Annotated in this window: 23 protein-coding genes; all 23 read right to left on the bottom strand. The window is 69.9% G+C overall.

All coding sequences use genetic code 11. From position 1 onward, the window contains the following. Position 1 precedes the first annotated feature (1 nt). On the bottom strand, positions 2 to 2,959 hold the full coding sequence (locus J1C47_RS14950) for a bifunctional [glutamine synthetase] adenylyltransferase/[glutamine synthetase]-adenylyl-L-tyrosine phosphorylase (RefSeq protein ID WP_207351582.1): 2,958 nt from the start codon (positions 2,957 to 2,959) through the stop codon (positions 2 to 4). Further along, positions 2,952 to 4,370, bottom strand: coding sequence for a sensor histidine kinase (locus J1C47_RS14945; protein ID WP_207351581.1), 1,419 nt, complete (start codon positions 4,368 to 4,370; stop codon positions 2,952 to 2,954). The genes J1C47_RS14950 and J1C47_RS14945 overlap by 8 nt, the downstream gene beginning before the upstream one ends. A 91-nt stretch (positions 4,371 to 4,461) precedes the next feature. Continuing rightward, on the bottom strand, positions 4,462 to 5,178 hold the full coding sequence (locus J1C47_RS14940; RefSeq protein WP_281065529.1) for a response regulator transcription factor: 717 nt from the start codon (positions 5,176 to 5,178) through the stop codon (positions 4,462 to 4,464). A 166-nt stretch (positions 5,179 to 5,344) separates the two neighbouring features. Beyond that, the gene (locus tag J1C47_RS14935; RefSeq protein ID WP_207351580.1) at positions 5,345 to 6,880 is read right to left on the bottom strand and encodes a Do family serine endopeptidase; all 1,536 of its coding nucleotides are present in this window, start codon (positions 6,878 to 6,880) and stop codon (positions 5,345 to 5,347) included. Between the two features lie 255 nt (positions 6,881 to 7,135). Beyond that, entirely contained in the window at positions 7,136 to 7,630 is a 495-nt protein-coding gene (locus J1C47_RS14930) for a cytochrome c-type biogenesis protein (RefSeq protein ID WP_207351579.1), read from the bottom strand. 4 nt (positions 7,631 to 7,634) lie between these two features. Further along, complete coding sequence (locus tag J1C47_RS14925) at positions 7,635 to 9,620, bottom strand: heme lyase CcmF/NrfE family subunit (RefSeq protein ID WP_207351578.1); 1,986 nt, start codon at positions 9,618 to 9,620, stop codon at positions 7,635 to 7,637. Next, positions 9,617 to 10,111 carry a cytochrome c maturation protein CcmE gene (gene ccmE, locus J1C47_RS14920; protein ID WP_207351577.1) on the bottom strand — a complete coding sequence of 165 codons (495 nt, stop codon included), beginning with the start codon at positions 10,109 to 10,111 and terminating at the stop codon, positions 9,617 to 9,619. The genes J1C47_RS14925 and ccmE overlap by 4 nt, the downstream gene beginning before the upstream one ends. After that, a complete protein-coding gene (ccmI, locus tag J1C47_RS14915) occupies positions 10,108 to 11,370 on the bottom strand; it encodes a c-type cytochrome biogenesis protein CcmI (RefSeq protein ID WP_207351576.1) in 1,263 nt (420 codons plus the stop codon). Before ccmI ends, ccmE begins: the two co-directional genes overlap by 4 nt. 275 nt (positions 11,371 to 11,645) lie before the next feature. After that, on the bottom strand, positions 11,646 to 12,047 hold the full coding sequence (locus tag J1C47_RS14910; protein ID WP_207351575.1) for a hypothetical protein: 402 nt from the start codon (positions 12,045 to 12,047) through the stop codon (positions 11,646 to 11,648). 326 nt (positions 12,048 to 12,373) lie between these two features. Next, on the bottom strand, positions 12,374 to 13,702 hold the full coding sequence (locus J1C47_RS14905) for an ATP-binding protein (protein WP_342591996.1): 1,329 nt from the start codon (positions 13,700 to 13,702) through the stop codon (positions 12,374 to 12,376). 113 nt (positions 13,703 to 13,815) lie between these two features. Further along, positions 13,816 to 14,487 (bottom strand): response regulator transcription factor, encoded by a 672-nt coding sequence (locus J1C47_RS14900; protein ID WP_207351574.1) that lies wholly within the window; start codon positions 14,485 to 14,487, stop codon positions 13,816 to 13,818. Positions 14,488 to 14,721: 234 nt separating this feature from the next. Next, entirely contained in the window at positions 14,722 to 15,045 is a 324-nt protein-coding gene (locus tag J1C47_RS14895; protein WP_207351573.1) for a hypothetical protein, read from the bottom strand. Positions 15,046 to 15,288: 243 nt separating this feature from the next. Then, positions 15,289 to 19,167 (bottom strand): baseplate multidomain protein megatron, encoded by a 3,879-nt coding sequence (locus J1C47_RS14890; RefSeq protein WP_207351572.1) that lies wholly within the window; start codon positions 19,165 to 19,167, stop codon positions 15,289 to 15,291. A gap of 3 nt (positions 19,168 to 19,170) precedes the next feature. Further along, positions 19,171 to 19,602, bottom strand: a complete 432-nt coding sequence (locus tag J1C47_RS14885) for an NlpC/P60 family protein (protein WP_207351571.1) — start codon at positions 19,600 to 19,602, stop codon at positions 19,171 to 19,173. After that, positions 19,599 to 20,489: a DUF2163 domain-containing protein gene (locus J1C47_RS14880; protein ID WP_207351570.1), complete on the bottom strand. Its 891-nt coding sequence runs from the start codon at positions 20,487 to 20,489 to the stop codon at positions 19,599 to 19,601. Before J1C47_RS14880 ends, J1C47_RS14885 begins: the two co-directional genes overlap by 4 nt. Beyond that, positions 20,486 to 21,121: a DUF2460 domain-containing protein gene (locus J1C47_RS14875; protein WP_207351569.1), complete on the bottom strand. Its 636-nt coding sequence runs from the start codon at positions 21,119 to 21,121 to the stop codon at positions 20,486 to 20,488. Before J1C47_RS14875 ends, J1C47_RS14880 begins: the two co-directional genes overlap by 4 nt. Before the next feature lie 2 nt (positions 21,122 to 21,123). Further along, positions 21,124 to 21,696 carry a phage tail tape measure protein gene (locus J1C47_RS14870; RefSeq protein WP_210382333.1) on the bottom strand — a complete coding sequence of 191 codons (573 nt, stop codon included), beginning with the start codon at positions 21,694 to 21,696 and terminating at the stop codon, positions 21,124 to 21,126. 39 nt (positions 21,697 to 21,735) lie between these two features. After that, positions 21,736 to 21,984, bottom strand: coding sequence for a rcc01693 family protein (locus tag J1C47_RS14865; protein WP_425354567.1), 249 nt, complete (start codon positions 21,982 to 21,984; stop codon positions 21,736 to 21,738). Then, positions 21,981 to 22,343: a gene transfer agent family protein gene (locus tag J1C47_RS14860; RefSeq protein ID WP_207351567.1), complete on the bottom strand. Its 363-nt coding sequence runs from the start codon at positions 22,341 to 22,343 to the stop codon at positions 21,981 to 21,983. The genes J1C47_RS14865 and J1C47_RS14860 overlap by 4 nt, the downstream gene beginning before the upstream one ends. 1 nt (position 22,344) lies before the next feature. Next, positions 22,345 to 22,758 (bottom strand): phage major tail protein, TP901-1 family, encoded by a 414-nt coding sequence (locus tag J1C47_RS14855; protein ID WP_207351566.1) that lies wholly within the window; start codon positions 22,756 to 22,758, stop codon positions 22,345 to 22,347. Positions 22,759 to 22,909: 151 nt separating this feature from the next. Further along, complete coding sequence (locus tag J1C47_RS14850) at positions 22,910 to 23,314, bottom strand: GFA family protein (RefSeq protein ID WP_207351565.1); 405 nt, start codon at positions 23,312 to 23,314, stop codon at positions 22,910 to 22,912. Positions 23,315 to 23,356: 42 nt separating this feature from the next. Beyond that, complete coding sequence (locus J1C47_RS14845) at positions 23,357 to 23,767, bottom strand: DUF3168 domain-containing protein (protein ID WP_207351564.1); 411 nt, start codon at positions 23,765 to 23,767, stop codon at positions 23,357 to 23,359. Positions 23,768 to 23,913: 146 nt separating this feature from the next. Continuing rightward, the gene (locus J1C47_RS14840) at positions 23,914 to 24,135 is read right to left on the bottom strand and encodes a hypothetical protein (protein WP_207351563.1); all 222 of its coding nucleotides are present in this window, start codon (positions 24,133 to 24,135) and stop codon (positions 23,914 to 23,916) included. Positions 24,136 to 24,137: the final 2 nt, after the last annotated feature.

The following is a 24,137-nucleotide window of genomic DNA, read 5'->3' as shown; positions in this document are numbered from 1 at the left end:
CTCAGCCTCCGTCGCCGAGAACGCCGATGAAGGCCGCCCGTACGGCGGAGGTCTCGGCATCGAGCCAGGGCTCGATCGCCTCCGGTCCGCCGAGATCGAGGCTCGCCGCGACCGAGCGGGCGAGACCTTCCGGAACCGCGTCGGCGGTCCGCGCCCCGCCGGGCCCGAGCCGCAGGAGCTGGACGATCCGGGTAAAGCAATTCATCGTCGCCGCCAGCGCTTTGCCGTCCGCCGCCGGTGCGAGATCGGCCGCGGCGAGAACCGCGCCCGACGGCGCGCCGACGAGATCGAGATCCGCCCTGCCGGTCAGGAGTGCCCACTGGGCAATGAATTCGAGGTCGATCACCCCGCCCGGCCGAAGCTTGAGATCGAGCGGGCCGCGCGCCGGCTTGCCCTCCTCGATCCGCTGGCGCATCGCCGCGACGTCCTTCGTCACGGTTTCCGGCTCGCGGCGCTCGGCGAGGATCGCCCGGATGGTCGCTTCGACCTCGGCGGCGAAGGCTGCATCGCCCGCCACGACGCGCGAACGCGTCAGCGCCATCCGCTCCCAGGTCCAGGCCTCGGTCTCCTGATATTTCCGGAAGGCGCCGAGATGGGTGGCGAGCGGCCCCTTGTTGCCCGACGGGCGAAGGCGGAAGTCGACTTCGTAGAGCACCCCTTCGCGCATCGGCGCGGTCATCGCCGCGATCAGACGCTGCGTCAGCCGCGCGAAATAGGCGCTCGGCGCGAGCGGCCTTCGGCCGTCCGAGGCCTCGGCCGTCTCGTCGTGATCGTAGAACAGGATGAGATCGACGTCGGAGCTGGCGGTCAGTTCCCGGCTGCCGAGACGGCCCATGCCGAGCAGCGCGATCCGGGCGCCGGGCACCCTGCCGTGGCTCGCCGCGAACTCCGTCTCGACGGCCGCGAGCGTCTGTTCGAGAACGACGTCGGCGATGTTCGAAAAGGCGGCGCCCGCCTCGTCGGCCTCGACCACGCCGCCGAGCATGCGCGCGCCGACGAGGAAACGCTGCTCGGAGGCGAAGATGCGCAGCCGGCCGAGCGCATCCTCGTAGTCGCGCGAAAGGTCCATGAAGACCGACAGGCGCTCGCGCAACAGGTCGAGGCTCGGCACCTCGCCGAGAAACGCCGGATCGAGCAGGGCGTCGAAGACGTGCGGACGCGCGGCGATGGTCTCGCGCAGCGTCGGCGCCGCGGTGATGATCGCGGCGAGCAGATCCAGCACCTTCGGGTTGGAGGCGATCAGCGAGAAGAACTGGATGCCGGACGGCAGACCGGCGAGGAAGCGGTCGAAGGCGGCGAGAGCGGCGTCTGGATCGTGAGCCTTGCCGAAGGCCGAAAGCAGCGTCGGCAGGACGTCTGCGAGCCGGCTGCGGGCCGCGGACGTCTGGGTCGCGCGGTAGCGGCCGAGCGACCAGCCATGGACGATGCGGGCGATGTCGCCGGCCCGCCCGTAGCCGAGGCCGGAAAGCGCCGCGAGCGCGCCTTCGTCCTCGGCGGAACGGGAAAGCCTGGACAGCGCCTCGGCGTCGGGCTCGGTTTCGGCGGCGCTGCGCGCCTCGCTGAACAGCCGGCCGTAGCGCCGGTCGACCCGCTGCAGACAGGGCAGCAGCGTCGCGCGAAGCGCCGCCTCGTCCTTCAGGCCGGCGAGCCGGGCGACGACGCGCAGCTTCACGGCCTCCTCGGGAAGCGTGTGGCTCTGCTCGTCCGCGACCATCTGGATCGCATGTTCGACGCGGCGCAGCAGCCAGTAGTCCTCGGTGAGTTCGCCCGCCGTGCCCGCATCGATCCAGCCGCCGTCAGCAAGCTCCCGCAGCGCGTCCTCGGTGCGGCGCTGCCGCAGCTCCGGCGCCCTGCCGCCGGCGATGAGCTGCTGGGCCTGGGCGAAGAACTCGATCTCGCGGATGCCGCCGCGGCCGAGCTTGACGTTGTGGCCTTCGATGCCGACGTCCTCGAAGCCGCGATGCCGGTCGATCCGCTGCTTCATGTCCTTGATCGCGGCGACGGCGGAGAAGTCGAGATATTTGCGCCAGACGAAGGGCTTGATCTCGTCGAGGAACAGATCGGCCGCCGCGCGGTCGCCGGCGATCGGCCGGGCCTTGATCATCGCCGCCCGCTCCCAGTCGCGCCCCGACCCCTCGTAGTAGGTCAGCGCCATGGCAACGGATATGGCGAGCGGCATCGCGCTCGGATCGGGCCTCAGGCGCAGGTCGGTGCGCGCGACGTAGCCTTCGCCGGTGCGCTCGCCGAGAATACGGATCATCCGGCGCACCAGCCGCGACAGCGTCTCCGGCGCGTCCAGCGGATCGGGGACGAGCGGCTTCCTCTCGTCGTAGAAGACGACGAGATCGATGTCGCTGGAATAGTTCAGCTCCTCGGCGCCGAGCTTGCCCATGCCGAGAACGAAGAGGCCGCTGTCCCGCTCGGGATCGGACGGATCGACCAGCGTGACCTTGCCGCGCCGCTTGAGGTCGAGGAGGCAGAAGCGCAGCGCAGCCCCGACCGCCGCCTCGGCGAAGGCCGAGAGCACCCGGCTGGTCTCGGCTGGGGTGGATGCCCCGAAGACGTCCGAAAGCGCCGAGAAAAGGGCGATGCGAAGCCGTGCCTGCCGGAGCGTCGTCATCAGCGCCGCCTCGCCCGTCCCGTCTTCAGGAAGCCGCGCGGTGGCGGCGATCGTTTCGGCGGCGAGATCGGACGCCGGGTGCCCGGTCAGTTCCTCCAGCCATTCCGGATGCTTCAGCGCGATGGCGTTGAGATGCGGCGACAGCTCCAGCACCGCGACGAGCCGATCGGCATCGGGATGGGTCGAGGCCAGGAGAGCGCCGAGCCGCGTCAGGCCGCGCTGTTCGGCCAGGCGTTCGAGATCGGTCCGCCAGCCCCGCGCCGCGTGATCGTTCGACGGCAGCGGGTGGTTCTCCCCGCCGATCCGCAATCCTCCCGCCGCCATTCGTTCCTCAGCCATCGTCCCGGTCGCCCGTCCGCCCTTCCTCCTTCGGAATCTCGAGACAAACACTAAGGCCGGGGCCGGCATCCTCAAGCAGCAGGCGGCCGCCGTGGATCCGGGCGATCGCCTGGACGAGCGACAGGCCCAGCCCCGAGCCCGGCATCGAGCGGCTCTTGTCGAGGCGATAGAAGCGTTCGAGCACCCGCTCGCGCATGTCCGCCGGAATGCCCGGCCCGTCGTCGCCGACGCTGAGGCGCCAGATGCCGCCGGCCTCGGAGAGCGTGACGCGGACATTCGTCTTGCGGTCCGGCGCGGCGGCGTATTTCAGGGCGTTGTCGATGAGGTTCGACAGCGCCTGTGCGATCAGTTCGCGGCTCGCGAAGACGACGAGTTTCGGCGGCGCGTCGAGGATGAGTTCGGCCGAGGCGTCCTCGGCCAGCGGCTCGTAGAGATCGACGACGTCGGCGACGATGGCGGCGAGATCGATCTCCGACTTCATCGCCCGGTCGGAGCCGGCCTCGACGCGCGAGATCATCAGGAGCGCGTCGAAGGTGCGGATCATCTGGTCGCAGTCGGCGATCATCTGGTCGAGCACCTCGCGCGCCTCGCCGGCGTCCGGCGGAGCGGCCAGCGCTGCCTCGGCGCGGGTGCGCAGGCGGGTCAGCGGCGTGCGCAGGTCGTGGGCGATGTTGTCCGACACCTCCTGCAGGCCGACCTGCAGCAACGAGACGCGGGCGAGCAGCGTGTTGAGATTTTCCGACAGCCGATCGAACTCGTCGCCGGCACCGGTCACCGGCAGGCGTTCCGAAAGGTCGCCGGAAAGGATCCGCGCACTCGATGCGGTGACGCCGTCGAGCCGCTTCAGCGCGCTCCGCCCGACGAAGAACCAGGCGATCAGCGCGGCGACGCCCATCAGCGCCAGAGCGAGGATCAGGGCGCTCTGCACCACCCCGCGAAAGCGCATCTGCTCGCTCTGGTCGCGGCCGACCAGCACCCGCATGCCGTTTCTGAGCGCCACCACCTCGGCGATCGCGAGATGGTAGCGCTCCCCGGTCTCGTCGGCATAGCGCTCGTAGGAAAAGGCGTCGGGCGTCTGGCCGCGGTCGTCGAGGACGCCGGCCTGCAGGCTCGCGACGTTGCCGGCGAGGATCCGGCCGGCGGGATCGGTGACGAGATAGAGCGAGGCGCCGGGCTGGCGCGAGCGCCGGTCGATCGTCCGGACGAGGCCGATGATGCCGCTCTGCTGGTAGACCTGCTCGAGGTCGGAGAGCTCCTCGGAGATCGCCCGGCGGCTCTGTTCCTCGACGATCGAGGAGGCCGTGCCGGTGACGTAGACGACGAGCACGACGGCGCAGATCGCGAAGAGCAGGAAATAGACCGCCGAAAGCCGGACGGCGGTCATGCGCATCAGTGAGCGGAAACGTCCCATGCGGCCGAGATATGGACAGGAGGATGGAAGGCGAGCCGGCGGCGGGCTGCGGTGTCGAGGGTCCGGCGGCTCGCACGGCCGGGCGGCGGCCCTATTCCTCGGCGCGCATGATGTAGCCGGCGCCGCGGACGGTGTGGAGGATCGGCGTCGCGAAGTCGCGTTCGATCTTCGAGCGCAGCCGCGAGATGTGGACGTCGATGACGTTGGTCTGCGGGTCGAAGTGATAGTCCCAGACGTTTTCGAGCAGCATCGTCCGGGTCACGACCTGATTGGCGTGCTTCATCAGATATTCGAGCAGGCGGAACTCCCGCGGCTGCAGGATGATCGGCTTGCCGGCCCGCCGCACCTCGTGGGACAGCCGGTCGAGTTCGAGGTCGCCGACGCGGTAGGAGGTCTCGACGTCCTTCGTCCCCCGGCGGCGTCCGAGCACCTCGATGCGGGCGAGCAGTTCGGAGATGGCGAAGGGTTTCGACAGGTAGTCGTCGCCGCCGGCCCGCAGTCCCTTGACCCGGTCGTCGACCTGTCCGAGCGCCGAGAGGATCAGGACGGGCGTGCGCCGCCCGTTCTCCCGCAGCCTGGCGATGACCGAGAGCCCGTCGAGCCGCGGCAGCATCCGGTCGACGATGATGACATCGTAGTCGCGCGTCTCGGCGGCATGCAGCCCTTCCTCGCCGTCGCCGGCATGGTCGGCCACGTGGCCGGCCTCCTTCAGGGCCTTGACGAGATAGGACGCCGCTTCGCGATCGTCTTCGATGATGAGGATGCGCATGGACTCCGTCGGCAGGGTGGCGGATGCGGCTGCTGTCATGGTTCAAGCCCCTAGATCGACGTTCCGGACCGAAAATCAATGCTCCGGCCGGACGATCCGCGAACGCGAAGAGCCCGGAAGAGCCGCGATCGGCGTGCGAGGATTTCTCCCGCCCGGCAGGAAGAGCGGGGAGCGCCGGGCGCTCCCCGCTCAGAGACCGGGTCGATCAGCCCTTGGAGAGCGGCAGGGCGACGAAGCGGTTCTGGTCGCCCTGGCGGAGCTGGAACAACGCCGCCTTGCGGCCGGACTTTGCCGCGTCGGACAGCGCCTCGCTGACGTCCTTGCGGTTCTGGACCGCCTTGCCGTTCACCGAGACGATGACGTCGCCCGGCTGCAGGCCCTTCTCGGCGGCGGTCGAATCCGGGTCGATGTCGGTGACGACGACGCCGCTGCCGTCCTCGGACGGGGTGAGCGTCAGGCCGTAGCCCGAGAGCGACGACGGATTGGTCGGGACCCGCTGGTTGCCGCGGTCGTTGGCCGAGGCCGCCTCGTCGAGGCTGGCGAGATTGCCGAGCGTGACGTCGAGCGACTTCGCCTGGCCGTCACGCCAGACGGTGACATCGACCTTGGTGCCCGGCCGCTCGTTGCCGATGACGCGGGCGAGTTCGCGCGGCCCGTCGACGGTCTCGCCGTTGACGGCGGTGATCACGTCGCCGGTCTTGATGCCGGCCTTCGACGCCGGCGTCTCGTTGTCCGGCAGGGTGACGATCGCGCCGTTGGAATCCGCCAGGCCCACCGCCTCGGCGATGTCGTCGGTGACCGGGGCGATCTGGACGCCCAGCCAGCCGCGTTCGACCGAGCCGTGCTCCTTGAGCGACTGGATCACGTCCTTGGCGACCGAGGCGGGGATCGCGAAGGCGATGCCGACGCTGCCGCCCGACGGCGAGAAGATGGCAGTGTTGATGCCGACCACCTGGCCGTTGAGGTTGAAGTCGGGGCCGCCCGAATTGCCGCGATTGACCGCCGCGTCGATCTGCAGGAAGTCGTCGTAGGGGCCGGCGCCGATGTCGCGGCCGTGCGCCGAGACGATGCCGGCGGTCACCGTGCCGCCGAGTCCGAACGGATTGCCGACCGCCACGACCCAGTCGCCGACGCGGACCTTGCTGTCGTCGCCCCAGCCGACATAGGTGAACTTGTGGTCGGGAGCGTCGACCTTCAGGAGCGCGAGGTCGGTGCGCTTGTCGGTGCCGATCAGCTTGGCGCCGTATTCCTTGCCGTCATCCATGACGACCGTGTATTTCGAGCCGCCGTCGACGACGTGGTTGTTGGTGACGAGATAGCCGTCTTCGGAGATGAAGAAGCCCGACCCCTGGGCGACGGCGTGGCGCGGCAGCTGCCGGCCGTGGGGCATGCCCGGAGCGCCCGGAAAACCCGGACCGCCGGGAATGTCGAAGAAGCGGCGCAGCGGATGATCTTCCGGCAAATTGTCGAAGGGATTCTGCATCTGGCCGTCGCTGCCGTCGTCGGCGGCCGGCTTGATGTCCTCGTCGACACGCACCGACACCACCGCCGGCGAGACCTTCTCGACGAGGTCGGCGAAGGTCGGGATCTGCTGCGGCGCATCGACATGCACGGGGTCCGCGAGGACCGGCAGCGTGTTGACGGCGAGGCCGCCGGCGAAAGCGGCGCCGGCGACGCTCGCCGCGAGCGCCCCGGCAAGAATGCGGCTGCGCTTGGTGCGCGGTTGATCGTGGTTCTGCATCGTGGTTCCTTTCGAACTCTTCAAGAGATCTTTGAGACAGGGAAGGCGTATCCGCCTCGCCGCTTCCATCCGATGCATCGGAACCTAAGGGCCGGCACGTTACGACAGATTTTCTTCCGGATGAAACCTCGGTAAGGTTTCGGCGATCCGCCCGGCGCCTCGATCATCGCGGCACGGCTGGATCGACCGCTCGATGCCATGCCGGACCGGCTTTCGAACGGAGTTCAGAGCGGCCCGAGCGCCCCCTCCGAACGCCTAGCGCCGCTCGCCGGCAATCCTTGCGATGGCCGCTTCCTCGGCCGCCGAGAGCTCGGGCGCCGCGGCCCGCCGCCGCCTGCCCGCGACGGTGATTGCCGCGAGCAGGCCGCCAGCGAGAAGCACGACCAGCGGCGTCGCCCAGAGCGCGAGATTGGCCCAGTCGAACCGCGGCTTCAACAGCACGAACTCGCCGTAGCGCGAGACGAGATAGTCGACGACCTCTTGGTCGGTGTCGCCGGCGTCGATGCGCTGGCGGACGAGAAGGCGGAGATCCTTGGCGAGGTCGGCGTTGGAATCGTCGATCGACTCGTTCTGGCAGACGAGGCAGCGCAGCCCTTCCGAGAGCTTGCGGGCGCGCGCCTCGAGCGCCGGGTCGGCGAGCATCTCGTCGGGATTGACGGCATAGGCCGGCGTGACGACGAGGCTCGCCGGCGCTGCCGCGAGGAGCGGGACGAGCGCCGCGAGGGCGAGCGCGGAGCGGCGGACCGGCATCGGATCACGCCCCCGCCGGGGCGGCCTGCGCCCGGCTGCGGCGAGCCGGCGCGCCGACCCGCAGCCGCCGGTCCGCCAGGGACAAGAGGCCGCCCGCCGCCATGACGACGGCGCCGAGCCAGATCAGCGTCACCAGCGGCTTCCACCAGATCCTGACGACGATCGACCGGTTGTCCGGCGAAGGATCGCCCAGCGAGACGTAGAGCTGCGAAAAGCCGTGGGTCCAGATGCCGGACTCGGTCGTCGTCATCTGGCGGGCCGGGAAGAACCGCTTGGAACTCTCGATATTGGCCTCGACGACCCCGCCCCGGCGGATCGAGAAGGCGGCGGCCTGGGCCTCGAAGTTCGATCCCGGCCGCTGCTCGATGCGGTCGAAGGCGAGGGTGTAGCCGGCGATCTCGGCGGTCTGGCCGGGCGCCATGGTGGTGATCAGCTCCCCCTGGAAGCTCGACACCGAGACGATGCCGAGCAGCGTCACGCCGAGGCCGAAATGCGCGAGCGTCGTGCCGAAGGCCGAGCGCGGCAGGCCGAGGAGCCGCGAGACGCCGGTGCGCCACCCGGCCCGCAGGAAGGCTGCCCGCAGGAAGAGGTCGGTCAGGCTGCCGGCGAGGATCCAGAAGGCCAGCGCGAAGCCGAAGGCGGTGAGGATCCTCGTGCCGCCGGTATAGGCCAGGACGCCGATGAGGACGGCGAGCGCAGAGCCGGCGGCGAAATACAGCCGCTGCGCCGCGCCGAGGAGGTCGCCCCGCTTCCAGCCGAGCAGCGGCCCGAACGGCACCGCGAAGAGCAGCGGCAGCATGACCGGGCCGAAGGTGAGATCGAAGAACGGCGCGCCCACCGAGATCTTCTTGCCGGCGAGGACCTCGAGGATCAGCGGATAGAGCGTGCCGACGAGGACGGTCGCAGCAGCGGTGGTGAGGAAGAGGTTGTTGAAGACCAGCGCCCCCTCGCGGCTGATCGGCGCGAAGAGGCCGCCGCCTTCGAGCGCCGAGGCCCGCCAGGCGAAGAGGCAGAGCGCGCCACCGATGAACAGGCCGAGGATGCACAGGATGAAGACGCCGCGCGTCGGGTCGGTGGCGAAGGCGTGCACTGAGGTCAGGACGCCCGAGCGCACCAGGAAGGTGCCGAGCAGCGACAGCGAGAAGGTGAGGATCGCAAGAAGGATCGTCCAGATCTTCAGGGCCGAGCGCTTTTCCATCACGAGCGCCGAATGGAGCAGCGCCGTGCCGGCCAGCCAGGGCATGAAGGATGCGTTCTCGACCGGATCCCAGAACCACCATCCGCCCCAGCCGAGCTCGTAATAGGCCCAGTAGGACCCCATGGCGATGCCGAGGGTGAGGAAGATCCAGGCGATCAGCGTCCACGGCCGCACCCAGCGCGCCCAGGCCGCATCGATGCGCCCGTCGATCAGGGCGGCGATGGCGAAGGAGAAGGCGACCGAAAAGCCGACATAGCCGAGATAGAGGAGCGGCGGATGGATCGCGAGGCCGATGTCCTGCAGCACCGGGTTGAGGTCCTGCCCCTCCATCGGCGCCGGGTCGAGCCGCTGGAACGGATTGGAGGTCAGAAGGATGAAGAGCAGGAAGGACGTGAGGATCCAGGCCTGAACCGACAGGACGTTGGCCTTGAGGCTCGCCGGCAGGTCCCGGCCGAACAGCGCGACCAGCGCGCCGAAAAAGGCGAGGATCAGCACCCAGAGCAGCATCGAGCCCTCGTGGTTCCCCCAGGTCGAGGTGAACTTGTAGAGGAGCGGCTGTTGCGAGTTCGAGTTCTCGAAGACGTTCAGCACCGAAAAGTCGGAGGTGACGTAGGCGGTCATCAGCGCCGCGAAGGCGATGGCGATGAGCAGGAAGCCGCCGGTCGCGGCGATCGTCCCCGTCTCCATCAGCCGCTCGTCGCCCCGCCGCGCCCCGAGGGCCGGCAGGACAGACTGGACGAGCGCCACCGAAAGCGACAGGACGAGGGCGAAATGCCCGATCTCGACGATCATGAGCCCGCCCCCGCCGGCGCTGCCGAGACGGTCTTCTCGGGCTTCTGGACGAGGCCCTTGCCGTCTTCCCAGAGGCCGCGGGCCTTGAGGTCGTCGACGACCTCCTTCGGCATGTACTTCTCGTCGTGCTTGGCGAGCACGGTGTCGGCGACGAAGACGCGGTCGGGCCCGAGCGTGCCCTCGGCGATGACGCCCTGGCCTTCGCGGAACAGGTCCGGCAGGATGCCGGTATAGGTGACCGGCACGCTGTCGACGCTGTCGGTCACGCGGAAGGTCACGTGGGACGAGCCGTCGCGCTTCACCGACCCGTCCTCGACGAGACCGCCGAGCCGGATGCGCTGGGCGGGGCCCGGCTGGTTCTTCACAAGATCGGTCGGCGACTGGAAATAGGCCACCGAACTCGACAGGGCCGTCAGCACCAGCCCCGCCGCCGCCCCGACGACGAGAACCATGGCGCCGATCGAATAGAGTCGCTTGGCCTTGCGGGTCATCGGGACGTCGCCTCCTCCTTCCCGGGAAGACCGATCTCTGCGGCAAAAGCGGCGATTTCGCGAGCGCCGGCAGAGGCTTCGGGAAAGGCCTTGCGGGCATCGGCGAGAGCTGTCTGCGCCTCGTCGGTCTTGCCGAGTACCGTATAGGAGCGGATCAGCCGCTTCCAGCCCTCGACGTCGTCGGGATGCTGCTTCAGCCGCGCGGCGAGCTGCGCGACCATGCCCTCGATCATCGCCTGGCGGTCGCCTGCGGCCATTTGCGAGGCGGCCGCGACCGTCGCGGCATCCGGGCCCTCGAAGCCGCCGGGGCTCCCCTCGCCCTCTGCCACCGCCGCGCCGCCGGGCGCCGCCGCTTCGCCTCCAACTGTCGCGGCATCACCGACCGCCGTGGCGGCGGCCGGCTTGCCGAGCCGCTGGCGGGCGTCGGCAAGGCCCGCCTCGGCGATCTTCAGCCACGGCGCGTCGGGCGGGCTCTCCGAGATCAGCGCGCTCCAGCGGGTTTCGGCATCTGCGGCACGCTGTTCCTGCGAGGCGTCGAGGGCGAGGAAGAATTTCGCCGGCAGATAGGCCGGGTTGATGGCGAGCGCCTTGGCGAAGGCCGCCTTGGCCGCGTCGGTGACCTCGCCGCTGGCGGCGTCGGTCAGCGCCTCGCCGAGGCCGCCGAAACGCGCCGCCGATTCGCCGTTGAGGGCGATCGCCTTGCGAAAGGCCTCGGCGGCGTCCTCCGGCCGGTTCATCCGGAGATAGATCGGCGCGAGCACGTCCCAGCCGTTGCCGTCCTTGGGGTTCTCTTTCAACCGCGCCTCGGCCTTCCCGACGAGGCCGGCAAGGTCGAAGTCGTCCTGCGGCTTCGGCTGTTGGCGGAACGCGAGCGGCTGGTCGGGAAGCGCCGGCGCCCCCACCGTCTCGTAAAGCGCGAAGGAAAGGCCCGGCAGAAGGACGGCGACGCCGGCCGCGGCAGCGAGCACCGCCGGGCGGCGGAAGGAGCGTCTCGTGCCGTCCGTCAAGGCTTCGCGCCGCGCCTTTTCCGAGGCCCGCAGCAGCCGGCGGCCCACCTCCGCCCGGGCGGAGGCGGCTTCCGCCTCGGCCATCGTGCCGCGCGCCACGTCGCCGTCGAGTTCCCGCAACTGCGAGAGATAGACCTCGACGTCGTGATCGGCGGCAGTGTCGACCTCCGCCTGGCCCCGGCGCAGCAGCGGCCAGACGATGGCCAGTATGGCGGCGGCCGTCATCGCGGCGGCTACGATCCAGAAAACCATTCGCAACACCTACGCGCGCCGGTCGCCGCAGACAATGCGGTCGGCGGCGGCGTCCCTCCCCCGTTCGGCCCCGTGGCGCGACGCTGCGCGGCGATCCGCCCCGGATACCGGCGCCCCGCTTCGAACGCTTCCAGACGATTGGAGCCATTCCAGGGTCGATTAACAAAGGCGCGCGGCCTTGCCCATTCAATTCGTTCGGAGGTTTGTCGTCGGCGGGACTTCAGGGGGGGACGGCGCTACGGAGCTGCGGAACCGCCTGGACCGGAGGCCCCGCCTTACGCGACCGGCTTCCAGAGGCCGGCCGACGTCTTGCAGGCGACGCCGGTCGTCTTGAACGGCCTCGAGCCGCCCGACAGGACGTGGGAATAGGCCCGGCAGTCCTGCGATCCCACCCGGTAGACCTGCGTCGGCACGACCTCGCCGCTGAAGCCGTCCTCGCTCCAGCGCACCGGCTGCCCGGCCGGGCTGAACTGCAGCGCCTGGAACTCCGCCTCGACCGCCTTGGTCTTGGCGGCATCGGGCAGGCTCGCGGCGAACGCGCTCTGGCCGACGAGGCCGCCGCCGAGCGCGACGGCACCGGCGGAGATCGCGCTCGGGGTCGATGAGGCGCCGAAGCTCAGGCAACCGCCGAGCGGCAGGATGGAGACGAGGACGGGAATTGCTGCAGCCAGTCGCATCGAACGGGTTCATCCAGCCGGAGGGAACGCGGGAAAGAAGGATGGTCGTCCTGGATTTCTCCCTTACCCGGGCGATGTCAACCGGCGGGAGGCGCGCCGCGCGGCCCTGCCCGGCGCCGCCATGCCGCCTCAGAAAGCGCCGCGATCCCAGACATTTGCGGCGATACGGCCGGCGGCGCCGGCGCCGGCGGGCGGTCTTGGAGCCTGCCGCCCCGCCCCCAGCTTCTTCGCCTGTGCGGCAAACCGGACACACCCGTGGCGCCGCTGCCCGGGCCGCGGCTTTCGGGCCGGCCTTCATGTGAAGATCGCGACGGCGACGCCCGGCCCTACCGGATCCGCGGCAACACCACCCTTGCGGCAAGGCCGCCGAGGTCGGAGCGTCTCAGCTCCAGCATGCCGCGATATTCGGCGGTGATGTCGCGGACGATCGACAGGCCGAGGCCGCTGCCGGGCGTCGCCTCGTCGAGCCGCCGGCCACGCTTCAGCGCTTCGCGGATCTCCTCGGTGCTGAGCCCGGGTCCGTCGTCCTCGACGGTCACGGCAAAACGCTCCGCCCCCTCGGTCTCGTAGGAAAGCCGGATGCGGCTTTGGGCCCACTTGCCGGCATTGTCGAGAAGATTGCCGACCACCTCTTCCAGATCCTGCCTTTCGCCGGCGAAGACGATGTCCGGTCTCTCGCCCTCGAAGCTCACCTCAAGATGCGGATTGAGCTTGGCGATGACCCGCGCGATCCGTTCCAGCGCATCGCGGATCGGGGTCCGGAAGACGATGCTCTGGGTCTGCGCCGCCATGCGCGCCCGGTCGAGATAGTGCTGCACCTGCTGGCGCATGCGCGCCGCCTGCTCCTCGATCACCCGCGCCTTCTGCGGCTCGAAGGCGCTCGCCTCGTTGGTCAGGATGGCGATCGGGGTCTTCAGCGAGTGGGCGAGATTGCCGACCTGGGTGCGCGATCGCTCGACGATGCGGCGGTTGTTGTCGATGAGACCGTTCATCTCCACCGCGAGCGGTTCGATCTCGGCCGGAAAGCCGGTCTCCAGACGCTCGGCCCGCCCCTCGCGGACGTCGGCCAGAGACCGCCGCACCCGCCCGAGCGGGCGCAGCGCGACGAGAATGGCCATGACGTTGACGAGCACCGTGCCGAGACCGACGGTCCCGAGATAATAGAGGAGCGTGCGATCGAAGGTCTCGATGTCCGCCTCGACCGACGAGAGACTGCCCATCACGCGAAACCGCGCGGTGTGGTTGTCGCTGTCCAGGACGACCTCGGTCTCCAGCACTTGGAGCGTCTCGCCGTTGAGGCCCGGCTCCTGATAGGAGCGGCGATACATCTGGTCGAAGGGGGCCTCTTCCACCGTCGCCTGCGGGACGTTGAGGAGAACCAGCGAAGCAGAGGTCAGCCGGCCCTTGGTGTTGTCGGTCGCCGGCAGAACCTCCCAGTACCAGCCGGAGAGAGGGCGCGCGTAGCGCAGGTCGCCGAGGTCTGGATCGCCGCGCAATTCGCCGCCGTCGCCGACGCTGACGGCGTTGACGAGATTGTAGAGCTGGGCGCCGAGGAGGTTTTCGAAGCCCTGGCGCGCCGTGCGTTCGTAGAGGGTCGAGATCAGCGCGCCGGCGACGAAGAGCGCGAGGACCGACCAGAGGCTGGTGAAGAAGATCACCCGGGCGGTCAGGGAGCGCGGCAGGAGCGCGGCGCCGCCGAGCGCCTCGAACTCGCCGGCGGTCCGCCGCCAGAGCGGCAGCAGGCGGCGGCGCACGGAGCGCGAAAGCTTCAGCCCTCGCCTCCCGACGCCTGCATCCGGTAGCCCTGGCCGCGGATCGTCTCGATCAGATCGACGCCGAGCTTCTTGCGCAGACGGCCGATGAACACCTCGATGGTGTTGGAATCACGGTCGAAGTCCTGATCGTAGAGATGCTCGATGAGCTCGGTGCGGGAGACGACGGCGCCCTGGTGATGCATGAGATAGTCGAGCAGCCGGTGCTCGTGGGAGGTGAGTTTCAGCGGCATTCCGGAAACGGTGACGCGGGCCGTGCGGGTGTCGAGCCGGACCGGGCCGCAGAAGATCTCCGAGGAGGCGTGGCCCGCCGCCCGCCGGATCAGCGCACGTACCCTCGCCAGGATCTCCTCGACGTGGAACGGCTTGGTGACGTAGTCGTCGGCACCCGCGTCGATCCCGGCCACCTTGTCGCTCCAGCGGTCGCGGGCCGTGAGGATGAGCACCGGCATGGTGCGGTTTTCCCGGCGCCAGCGTTCCAGAACGCTGATCCCGTCCATCTGCGGCAGGCCGATGTCGAGGACGACGAGGTCATAGGGCTCGGTGTCGCCGAGAAAATGCCCTTCCTCGCCGTCGAAGGCGCGGTCGACCACGTAGCCGGCGCCGCTGAGTGCGTCGCAGAGCTGGCGATTGAGCGTCTCGTCGTCCTCGACGATCAGAATGCGCATCGTTCCGGCTCTGCTCCCCTTTGGCGGATCGACCGCGGCGTCCTAGAGATCATCGGCGCGACCACCGCATCAAACGGCGAACGCGAATGATCCGCCGCGAATTTCCTCCGTGCCGGTCGCCCGCGTTGCCTGCCCCGGCCGGCATCGTCGCACGAAACCCGGCCGTCACCGGCGATTTTCTGGCAACGCTGCAGGTTTGGGGCAAATTCCCGGCAAAAACAGGGCGGCCGGCGGTCACGGACGGATGGTGACGGTCTGCTTGCGCGGGCGCTGGTCTCCCTTGCCCGGAACGAGCACGGTGACGACGCAGACGGTCTGGCCGCCCTGCGTCTGGGTCGACACGGACAGGACCTGCCCGCCGGTCTGGCGCGCCGCCCGGCTCGCGGCCCCGGAGCAGTCGCCGGCCGCAAGGAGCAGCGGCCGTTCCGTCGCTGCCGCCCCGCGATCGAGACCGCCACCGGTCCCGATGCCGGAGCCGAGCGCTTCGTGAGCCCGGGCCGGACCGGCCATGAGGCCGATCGTCACTGCAAAAGCCAGGAGCGGGCGAAGCAAGGTCATTCTGGTCCAATCGAGCATGCGGCGGAGGTCTTCGCATCGACGGTGAATGTCTATCAGGGGCCGGCTGAATGACGAATGAATGTCGCAAACGGACGCCTCCTCCCGCAAGGATAGGGGGCAAAGGGTCATCGGCATAGGGCGGAGCGACAGTCGAGGGCCGATCTCCGGCCCGTTTCGACGAAAAATTGCAGCCGGCCCGAGGTGCTGTCCTGCACGAACCGGCATGTCCGCGACGCCGGGTCTTCAAGACGGCCGGGTGAAGGTCGCGCGACGGCTGGTGCCGGCGCCCCAGACCGGACTGACCTGCGCGACCGAGACCTGAAGCTGCTCCGGCAGGGCGCCGAATCGCATCGTCTGTTCGGCTGCGGTGAGATCGAGCTGCGGGGCCGTGACCTCGTAGGTCACGAGGGTCTCGCCGTCGCCGACCACGACACGGTACAGTTCGGCCTCCTCACCGAGCGGCACCTCGCGCGCCGCCCAGTTGTCGCCGCCGACGCGCGTCCGCCGCACCCAGCCGAGCGTGACGCCGCCGCCTTCGGCAAAGCTCGCGGCAAGATGGACCGGCGAGAGCGGCCGCACCGAGCGCGCGCCGAGCGCCGCCGTCCGGCTGATCACCGAAGCGTCGTCGCGGCTTCGGCCGAATGGCTGAATGCGGTAATCGAGGCTTCGGCCGACTTCCGCCTCGGTCAGCGCGATCGGCATGCTCGCCCCGTCGAGCAAAACGAACAGCGCCCCGGTGGAGGCGCCGGCCGCCATCGCATCCTCGGTGCCGCCCTGGGCCCGCAGGAGGCCGGTGAGACGGAACTCGCCCGCGGCGGTCTCCTCGGCGCTCGCGAACTGCAGGACCTCGAAGCCTCCGTCGTTCGAGGCGACGGCGCAGAGATTGGCACCGGCGAGCATCGCGGCGGATGACACCGAGGACAGCCTGCCGCGCGGCAGCGAGACGCAGACCGCAGCGGCCGGATCGATCCGGCCTTCCGGGCCCGGCAGAAGCGGCGCAGTCAGCCGGCCGAGTGTCGCCGGACGGCCGACGCTCGCGCGTCTCGTCAAAGCGCCGTCTGCCGAAAGGCTGGTCACCTCGTAGCCCGGAAACGGCGCGGCGCCGACCGCGATCCGCGCTCCGTCATAGCCGCTGCCGGCCGCCGGCAGCGGCAGGTCGAGGAAGGCTGCGAAGGGACGCGAGGCGAGGTTCGGCCGCGCCGACGACGTCGCCTGGACGGTGCCGCCGGCAGATGCACGGACCCGCCGCAGCGGCAGGCGCTTGGCGGTGATCCGGCTCGCCAGCCCGGTCTCGATCCGCGTCAGCAGCCAGTCGCCGCTGCGGCCATCGAGACCGACGACGTCGCCGATGCCGAGCCCGATCTCGCTCGCGGGCAGCGCGAATTCGGCCGTCTCGGTCGCCACCCCGAGGTCCGCCAGCATGGCCGCGGCGAAACCAGCCGCCTCCCCCTCGTCGATGACCGCGGGGACGCCGACGAGCTGCCGGCGCGGGGCCGCGACGCTCGCCCGCATCGCTTCGGCACTGCCGGGCTGATAGTCCCGCCAGGGATCGACGAAGCTCAGCGCCACCGCATCGACGGTCTCGGCGGCCTCGGTCCGGCGCAGCTCGATGCGCGGCTTCTCCGCGTCGTCGACGAACTCCTGCAGCAGGCGATCCGCCCGCAGCCGGCCCAGCGACCGGGCGACGAGCCGGCCCTCCTCGACGTGGGCGACGGCGCCGACGAGGCCGAAGAGATTCTCCAGCGTCTCGCGCGCCGATGCCGGACCGGTCTCGATCCAGCCCGTCACGATCGCCTCGAGGCCGCCGACGTCGCTGTCGCCGAGTTCGTGCGCGGCGAGGATCTCGGCGGCCAGCGCGTCGACGGGCGCGTTGCCGAGCCGTCCCGTCAGCCAGTGGCCGAGCCGCCAGTTTTCGCCGTCGCTCCACAGGTCGGTGCGGCCCGGAAAGGCGGGAAACGGCCGCGCATCCCAGGTCCACAGATGGATCGTGCCGGGATCGACCATCCGGCCGCCATAGAGCGGCGAGAGCGGGTTCGCCGCCTCGTCGAAGCCTTCCGCGCCAGGGCTCCAGTGGTCGAGTTGCGTCTCCAGGAAGCGTCGCTGCACGAGGTCGTCCCGCGTGCCCGTCGAAAAATGCGGAACGTCGCTCTCGGACGACTTGGCGTCGACGAAGAGGTTCGGCTCGTTCGGCCCCTTGTCGATCGCCGGGCAGCCGAGCTCGGTCAGCCAGATCGGCTTGGCCATCGGCACATAGGGAGAGGGCTCGGCGACCTCGGTCCCGCCCCGGCGGTCGAAATGCAGGTTCGCCCACCAGGAGACGAGGTCCTTGGCGCGGAACACCCAGGGCTTGCCGAGGGCGTCGTCGGTGATCGGCTGACGGCGCTTGTCTGCCCGGTCGGTTTCGTTCGGATAATACCAGTCGAAGTCCTCGCCGCCGGCGATGCCTGCCGCAAGGCCGTCGCGGTCGTAGATCGAGGCTGCGTCGGGCGCGTCCTCGCCGTCGCGCCAGTCGGCGATCGGCAGGTAGTCGTCGATGCCGATGGCGTCGATCGCCGGCGACGCCCAGAGCGGATCGAGATGGAAGAAGACGTCGCCGGAGCCGTCCTCCGGCCGGTAGTTCGAATATTCGCTCCAGTCCGCGGCATAGGTGACGATGGCATCGGGCAGGATCGACTTCACGCCCTCGGCGATCGCGATCAGCCCTTCGACGAAGCAGAACCGTCCGGCTTCGTCGCGGATGCGCGTCAGACCCCTGAGTTCCGAGCCGATGACGAAGGCGTCGGCGCCGCCGGCGGCCGCAAGATGCGCCTGGTGGAAGATCATCCGGCGGTAGGACCATTCGTCGGGGCCGGAATAGACGATGCGGCTGCCCGAGCGGGAGAAGTCGCCCGGACCGACGGTCCCGAGAAAGGCTTCGATCGCCGCGCGCGCGGCGGCGGTGCCGTCCTCGCTTCCTTCCCGCCCGACGGCGACGTCGAGGGTCAGCCGGCCCCGCCAGGGAAAGGCCGCCTGCTCCGCTCCACCATAGGGATCGGGAAGGCCGTTGCCCGGCGCAACGTCCATCAGCACGAAGGGATAGAAGGTGACCTTCAGCCCGCGCTGCTTCATCGCCTCGATGGCCCGGATGACCCCGGCGTCGCTCGGCGTTCCGCCATAGGCGGGGCCGCCGCCGAGGTTTGCCACCAGCCCGGCGTCGCCGCGGCCGAGATTGCTCACCCGCCAGTCCTCGTCCTCGTCGCGCTGCCCCGTCTCGACCTTCGGCCGGAGCGTGCAGCGGCCGGCACGCAGATCGTCCCCGAACCAGGAGACGACGAGCGCCGCGCGTTCGAGATCGGGGCAGAGCGCCGTCAGCTCGTCGAGCGAGGCAAGGATGTCGCTGTCCGCATAAAGGACGTTGCGGTTGACCAGCCGGTCCTCGCCCTCGGCGAGGCGCTCGCGCACCGGTATCGGGTCGAGCCCGTGCTCGCTCGCGCCGGGGATCACCGTGACGGCGCGGACCTGCCCTTCCAGCCGGCCGATCGGGCGCAGCACCTCGCAGCTGATCTGCGGGATGCGGTTGCCCCAGGTCTCGAGCGGCAGGCGCTCGAACACGAGATAGGCGAGGCCGCGATAGGCCGGCGCATTGCCTTCGCCCTGCTTCACCTCGATCAGCGGGTCGGGCAGTTGGTCCTCGTCGCCGAGATAGACCCTGTAGGAAACGTCGGAGAGATCCAGTTCCTCGCCGTCGGCCCAGACGCGGCGGATCGCGGCGATCGGGCCCTCGCAGAGGCCGACGGCGACATTGCCGAAATAGCTGTAGGTCGTCACCTCGGTCGCCGGCTCGATGCCCTTGCCGCCCTGCCGCTCGGTCTCGACCTCCTCCTCGAAGCGCGTCGTCCAGATCACCTGTCCGGCGACGCGGGCGGTGCCGTAGATGCGGGGGATGCCGGCGCCCTCGTCGGCGGTCATGATCCGCGCCGTCTCGAGACGCGGGCCTTCGTAGCGTCTGGTCTCGGAAAACACCGACCGGTCGATCGCCGAGCCGGCGAGCGCGCCGGCGGCGCGCCCGATCACCGCCCCGAGCGGGCCGCCGAGAATGCTGCCGAGGGCGGCCCCGGCCGCCTGAAGCACGATGGTCGCCACGATCTACTCCGGAAAACGGAAGGCGCCGGCGATCCGGCCCTGCCAGCCGCGCGGCAGCGCCGTCGAGACGACGGCCGCGCCTTGATAGGCGTGGATGATACGCCCGCCCTCGTCGATCACGGCGCAGTGGGTCGCCGGCGCGCCGCGGCGCCACCTGAACAGCAGCACGTCGCCCGGCCGTGCGGCGCTCGCCTCGATCGGCCGAAGATGGCGCTCGGCGGCGCAAAGCAGCCGGTCGGGCCCGGCGCGAAGGCTCCAGGTCTCGGCATAGGCGCCGGGCGCCTCGGGTTCGATGCCGTAGAGCTCGCGCCAGACGCCGCGCAGGAGGCCGAGGCAGTCGCAGCCGATGCCCCGCGCCGATCCCTGATGGCGATAGGGCGTGCCGAGCCAGCCGCGGGCCGCGGCGAGCGCCGTTTCGCGGGTCCGGTCGCTCATGGCACCACCGGCGAGCCGTCATTGGCGTTGCCGCGCCGGCCGACCGCCAGGCTGGCGTCGCTGCCCGGGATGTGCGGGAAGCCGCGGAAATTCGTCTGGTTGGCGAAGCGCCCGCGGCAGGTGGCGAAGCGCTTGTCGCATCCCTGAACGATCCGGAAGCCGTCGCCCGCTGCGATCTCGGCGACGATCGGCGACGCGATGGCGATGCGCACGGTACCGTTTGCCCGATCCGTGGCCGAGACGACGTCGCTGCCGAGACCGGCGGCCTCGCCGGTCAGCATGGTCAGCCGGCCGAAGGCATAGCTCTCGGGCGGCGCGCCGAGCGCCGTTGCCGTGTCGATCCAGCCGTCGCCGACGGCCGCGACCAGACATTCCACGGTGTATGGCGGCTGCGACAGGTCGAACCCGCAGCGCGCGTCGCCGAAAACGGCGTCGCAGCGGCGTCGGTAGATGCGCCCGCGCACGGCCTCGAGCCGGGCGGCGACGCTTCGCAGCTCCGCGGTGAAGGCCGTCTCGTCCCGGCGCACCTCGCCGAGATCGGAAACGTCGATGCGCACATGCGCCGCCGGGTTGCGCCAGTCGACGACGAAGGACTCGACCGTCGCCCCGTCGAAGCGCCCGGCCGCGACGTCTTCCTCCCTGATCGCCGCCGACGACAGGGCGCCCTCGACCTCCCCCGTCGTCGCCCCGAGGCCGAGGGCGGCCTCCGCCTCGCTGGCGGAGAGCCCGGTCGCGGCCTCGAAGCGGGTCCCGGCGAAGACCAGCGGCTCGTCGTGGTCGGTGAAGCCGAGGACGCTGCCGTCCTTGCGCGTCAGCCGCCAGCAGTTGGCAAGCGTCGTCACCGGGCCGGCGACCGCCGCGGCGAGTTCGTCTGGCAGCGTCCTCATGGGCGGATCTCGATGAGCTGGATGACGGGGATGTCGCCGGCCTCGAAGGCGGCGACGTTGATCGACAGCTGGTCGGTGTCGAAGCGCACCGGTACGTCGAACTGAAAGCCCGCGGTGATCGCCGCCCCGACGGCCGGGGGCGCGTCGAAGGCGAGCGTCCCGGTGAGGCTGTCGACGGCAAAGCCCGCGGCGATCTCGGCGCCGTCGACGGCGACGCGCACCGTCCCGGCGACGGGTTTTTCGATCGGCCGGACATAGGCGCCTTCGCCGCTGCCATAGGTCTTGGAAAGGCTGAAGCTCGTGGTCTCGCCGTCGCCGGTGCCGATCGCCTGGTCGAGGGCCGACACCGGATTGCCGAAGCGGCTGGAGGCGTTGTCGAGCGGATCGCGGAAGCGGAACCCGGTCAGCCTTCCGCGCATCGCCTCGAAGAAGTCGAGGATGAGCGAAAGATCGGCGAGGCTCTTCAGGCCCGATCCCGCGTCGTAGCGCCTGACCGAGCGGGCGAAACGCTGGTTGCGGGTCTCGAAGCCCGTCGAAAGCCGGACGATGTCGGTGCGCCGTTCCGGCCCGCCGCTGGTGCCGAAGGCGATCCGGAGCGGAAAGCGCTCCTCGCTGAAGGCGGTGATCGGCATGGTCAGACGCCCCGTCGTCCGCGCACCGCCGCGCGGGTCAGCATCGCCTGGATCTGGGCCTCGGCGCGGCGGAAGCTCGGCGCGTCCGGCGTCGTGACGTTGAAGACGATCTGCGGCGCGCTGCGCGCCTCGGGAGCGGCGAGGCCGAGCGTGCCGTCGGCGCCGCGCGACAGCGGCAGGATCGCCTCCGCACCCGCCTCGCCCATCAGCCCGAGTCCGCCGCCGGCCGGAAAGTAGCTCGGCGCGGCGACGACGCCGCCCTTGGCGAAGGGCAGCACCACGCCCGTCGCCGCCGTTCCCGCAGTGCCGCCGAAGGCCGCGACGATCTGGCCGATCGCGGTCGAGGCGAGGTCGCCGAGCGGCTTCAGCGCGGCGTCGAGGGCGATCGTCGAAAGCCGCAGCGCGAGTTGCCGGAAGACGTCGTCGAGCGACTTGCCGCCGGTGACCGCTCGCGACAGCGCCGAGGTCAGTGCCGTGCCGAAGCGGTCCGCCCGGTCCGACAGATCGGCGAGAGCCCGGTCGAGCCCGGTCGTGTCGGCCCTGATCGCGACGGTGAAGGTCTCGTCCTCGTCCATGAATCCTGTCCGTTCCGGTGGAAAGGCTCGCGGCACCCGTCAAGGGCCGCGAGGATCGGGAAAGCGCCGCATCATTTCGGAAAGGTCGCGGGCGCTCGGCGCCGGCGGGCGGGCGCGCTTCGGCGCGATTACGCTCGCGAGTTCGCGCGGCGTCATCGTCCAGAACGCTTCGGGCGTCAGCCTGAGGACGCCGAGACCGACGGCCATCACCTCGTCCCAGGGAAAGGGCGCCGCCGCGCCGCTGTTGCTCTCGCCTGCCGTCGCCTTCGCCGGGCCTGTCGCCGTCAGCCGCGGCGGTCGGTAGGGTTTGCGTCGCCCTGCCCGGCCGCCTCCCCGGTTCCGCCGAAGGCTGCCGCCAGCAGCTCGACGGCGATTGCCGCCGCGCCCGCCGCCGCGCCCTCGAAGCGCATCGCCGCCACCTCGGCGTCGGACACCTGTTCCCCCGCCCCACGAAGCCCGGCGGCGATGATCCGCGTCAGGTCGCGGGCGGAGAGCCGCCCGTCGCGGAAGCGTTCCGCCAGCGCCCCGAGATTGTCGGAGGAAAACGCGTCCTCGAGTTCGGCGAGGGCGCCGAGGGTGAGGCAGAGGCGCCGCTCGCGCCCGTCGATGATCGCCGGCACCTCGCCGCGCCTGCGGTTCGCGGCCATCTCAGATCGCCTCGAAGGTCAGCGCGCCGGCCGATTCCAGCGTCGCTTCGAAGGTCACCTCGCCATCGTGCTCGCCGCCATATTCCAGCGCCGTCACCTGAAACGGCCCGGTCACCCTGCCGAAGTCCGGAATGATCGCCTGGAAGGAGGCGACGCGCGATTCGAAGAAGATCTGCCGCAGGCTCGCATCCGCGGCGGCGTCCTTGAAGATGCCGGAGCCGGACAGGGCGGCGCGCTGCATTCCGGCGCCGCCGAGGAGTTCGCGCCATCGCCCGGCGCTCTCAGAGTCCGTGATGTCGACGGCCTCGGCATTGAAGGCGATCCGCCGGCTCCTCAGTCCGGCGATCGTCACGAAGCTGCCGTCCCCGTCCTCGTCGATCTTGAGGAGGAGGTCCTTGCCCTTCTGAGCGCTCATCCGTGCGTCCCATCTTCGCGTTTCATCCGGCGGCGGTCGCCCGCCGCAAACGAAAAAGGGCGGCCCGATGGACCGCCCGCCTTGGTAGTGTCTCAGTCTGCAGTTCGCCTTAGCGCGCGATCATCGCCGATGATCGTTGCGGAGCCGCGCTTCAGCCAATTATTCGCGGCTCCCGCACATAGCTGAAATCGGGTCCGCCCGACCACGCTCGTCCGTCAGGGAAGCGAAGTTCGATTCCGGCGAGATCGCTTTCATCCGCCAGACGCATATTGACCCCCGTCTGAACATTGCCGAATTTCGCTATGGCGCTCCGCGTCAGCGTGAAATGCGTCGTCGAACCACATCGGCCGCAGAAGTGGATCTCTGAGGCCGGATCGTCCTTGTCTTCGCGGCTATATCTGTTGGTCGCGCCCTCGACGCTGACGTCGGAGGGATGGAAATAGGACCAGCAGGCGCCAGCCTTGCTGCAGAGCGTGCAATTGCATTCGTTGATGAAGTCCGGCCGCTTGGCCACGCCGATGCGGACCTGGCCACAGAGACAGGCAAGTTTCAGCATACCGGTATCATGACGATGAACTGATCACGATCGTCGCCAGCCTCACGCCACCGGCTCGGTCACCGCCCGGAACCGCAGGATGCCGTGATAGGCGGAGGAATCCGCCTCGCGCCGGGCTTCGGCGAACTGCAGCCGCAGATTGACGAGATGGTGGCCCTCGAGTGCCAGCGCCGCGTCGTTCAGCCTGTCGGCGACCTTGTCCATGATCTCATAGGTCTCGGCCTTGCCGCCGCCCTTGGCCCAGACGTGCAGCGTCAGGATGTGCTCCGCGCCGTCCTCGGTGCCCGTCGACCAGTCGACGACGGCCGTCCGGCCGAGCGTGAGATAGGGGAAGCTCGCGCGCTCCGGCCGCCGGTCGAAGACCTTCGGCCCGCCGAGCAGCGCCGTTAGGGAGGCATCGGAGGTCAGAGCGGAAAAGATCGATTGCTGCAGTTCAGCGCTCGGATGCGCCATCGCTATCGCCCTCCTTTGCGATGCCGTCGACTTTCGCGACGCCGCCGACGACCGGACGCTTCACGCCGGTTGTCGGGATGAAACATAACTGGAAATGCTTTCCGCGTCCCGCTGTTCAACGGGGCAATCTTAACTTTTTCGCTATCTCACGATCGATCTGGTGCAAGCGATCCGGACGGCGGCGGGGCCTCCTCGAAACCGGTCATGATCGCCTGCGCATCGGCGCTCTTGCCGAGGTTCGAGGTGCGCGGCAGTCCCTCGATCCTCCTCGGCGGCAGGCCGGCCCTGGCGCGGGACAGCGCCTCGTCGACGAGCTGGCGGAAATTCTTGCGGGCGCGCCGGGTCTCGACCGATACGGAAATGCGCATGG

The sequence above is a fragment of the Jiella sonneratiae genome (assembly GCF_017353515.1).
Classification (GTDB): domain Bacteria; phylum Pseudomonadota; class Alphaproteobacteria; order Rhizobiales; family Rhizobiaceae; genus Jiella; species Jiella sonneratiae.
The sequence above is the reverse complement of the archived record's forward strand: the minus strand, read 5'-3'. Positions and strand labels throughout refer to the sequence as shown.

Bases quoted from the DNA above. Each gene is read 5' to 3' on its own strand.
- J1C47_RS14880 (WP_207351570.1), bottom strand. From the start codon at position 20,489: ATGAGGACGCTGCCAGACGAACTCGCCGCGGCGGTCGCCGGCCCGGTG.
- J1C47_RS14850 (WP_207351565.1), bottom strand. From the start codon at position 23,314: ATGCTGAAACTTGCCTGTCTCTGTGGCCAGGTCCGCATCGGCGTGGCC.
- J1C47_RS14935 (WP_207351580.1), bottom strand. From the start codon at position 6,880: ATGCAGAACCACGATCAACCGCGCACCAAGCGCAGCCGCATTCTTGCC.
- J1C47_RS14855 (WP_207351566.1), bottom strand. From the start codon at position 22,758: ATGAGCGCTCAGAAGGGCAAGGACCTCCTCCTCAAGATCGACGAGGAC.
- J1C47_RS14885 (WP_207351571.1), bottom strand. From the start codon at position 19,602: ATGAGCGACCGGACCCGCGAAACGGCGCTCGCCGCGGCCCGCGGCTGG.
- J1C47_RS14840 (WP_207351563.1), bottom strand. From the start codon at position 24,135: ATGCGCATTTCCGTATCGGTCGAGACCCGGCGCGCCCGCAAGAATTTC.
- J1C47_RS14870 (WP_210382333.1), bottom strand. From the start codon at position 21,696: ATGGACGAGGACGAGACCTTCACCGTCGCGATCAGGGCCGACACGACC.
- ccmE (WP_207351577.1), bottom strand. From the start codon at position 10,111: ATGACCCGCAAGGCCAAGCGACTCTATTCGATCGGCGCCATGGTTCTC.
- ccmI (WP_207351576.1), bottom strand. From the start codon at position 11,370: ATGGTTTTCTGGATCGTAGCCGCCGCGATGACGGCCGCCGCCATACTG.
- J1C47_RS14950 (WP_207351582.1), bottom strand. From the start codon at position 2,959: ATGGCTGAGGAACGAATGGCGGCGGGAGGATTGCGGATCGGCGGGGAG.
- J1C47_RS14930 (WP_207351579.1), bottom strand. From the start codon at position 7,630: ATGCCGGTCCGCCGCTCCGCGCTCGCCCTCGCGGCGCTCGTCCCGCTC.
- J1C47_RS14910 (WP_207351575.1), bottom strand. From the start codon at position 12,047: ATGCGACTGGCTGCAGCAATTCCCGTCCTCGTCTCCATCCTGCCGCTC.
- J1C47_RS14895 (WP_207351573.1), bottom strand. From the start codon at position 15,045: ATGACCTTGCTTCGCCCGCTCCTGGCTTTTGCAGTGACGATCGGCCTC.
- J1C47_RS14900 (WP_207351574.1), bottom strand. From the start codon at position 14,487: ATGCGCATTCTGATCGTCGAGGACGACGAGACGCTCAATCGCCAGCTC.
- J1C47_RS14875 (WP_207351569.1), bottom strand. From the start codon at position 21,121: ATGCCGATCACCGCCTTCAGCGAGGAGCGCTTTCCGCTCCGGATCGCC.
- J1C47_RS14860 (WP_207351567.1), bottom strand. From the start codon at position 22,343: ATGGCCGCGAACCGCAGGCGCGGCGAGGTGCCGGCGATCATCGACGGG.
- J1C47_RS14845 (WP_207351564.1), bottom strand. From the start codon at position 23,767: ATGGCGCATCCGAGCGCTGAACTGCAGCAATCGATCTTTTCCGCTCTG.
- J1C47_RS14925 (WP_207351578.1), bottom strand. From the start codon at position 9,620: ATGATCGTCGAGATCGGGCATTTCGCCCTCGTCCTGTCGCTTTCGGTG.
- J1C47_RS14940 (WP_281065529.1), bottom strand. From the start codon at position 5,178: ATGACAGCAGCCGCATCCGCCACCCTGCCGACGGAGTCCATGCGCATC.
- J1C47_RS14945 (WP_207351581.1), bottom strand. From the start codon at position 4,370: ATGGGACGTTTCCGCTCACTGATGCGCATGACCGCCGTCCGGCTTTCG.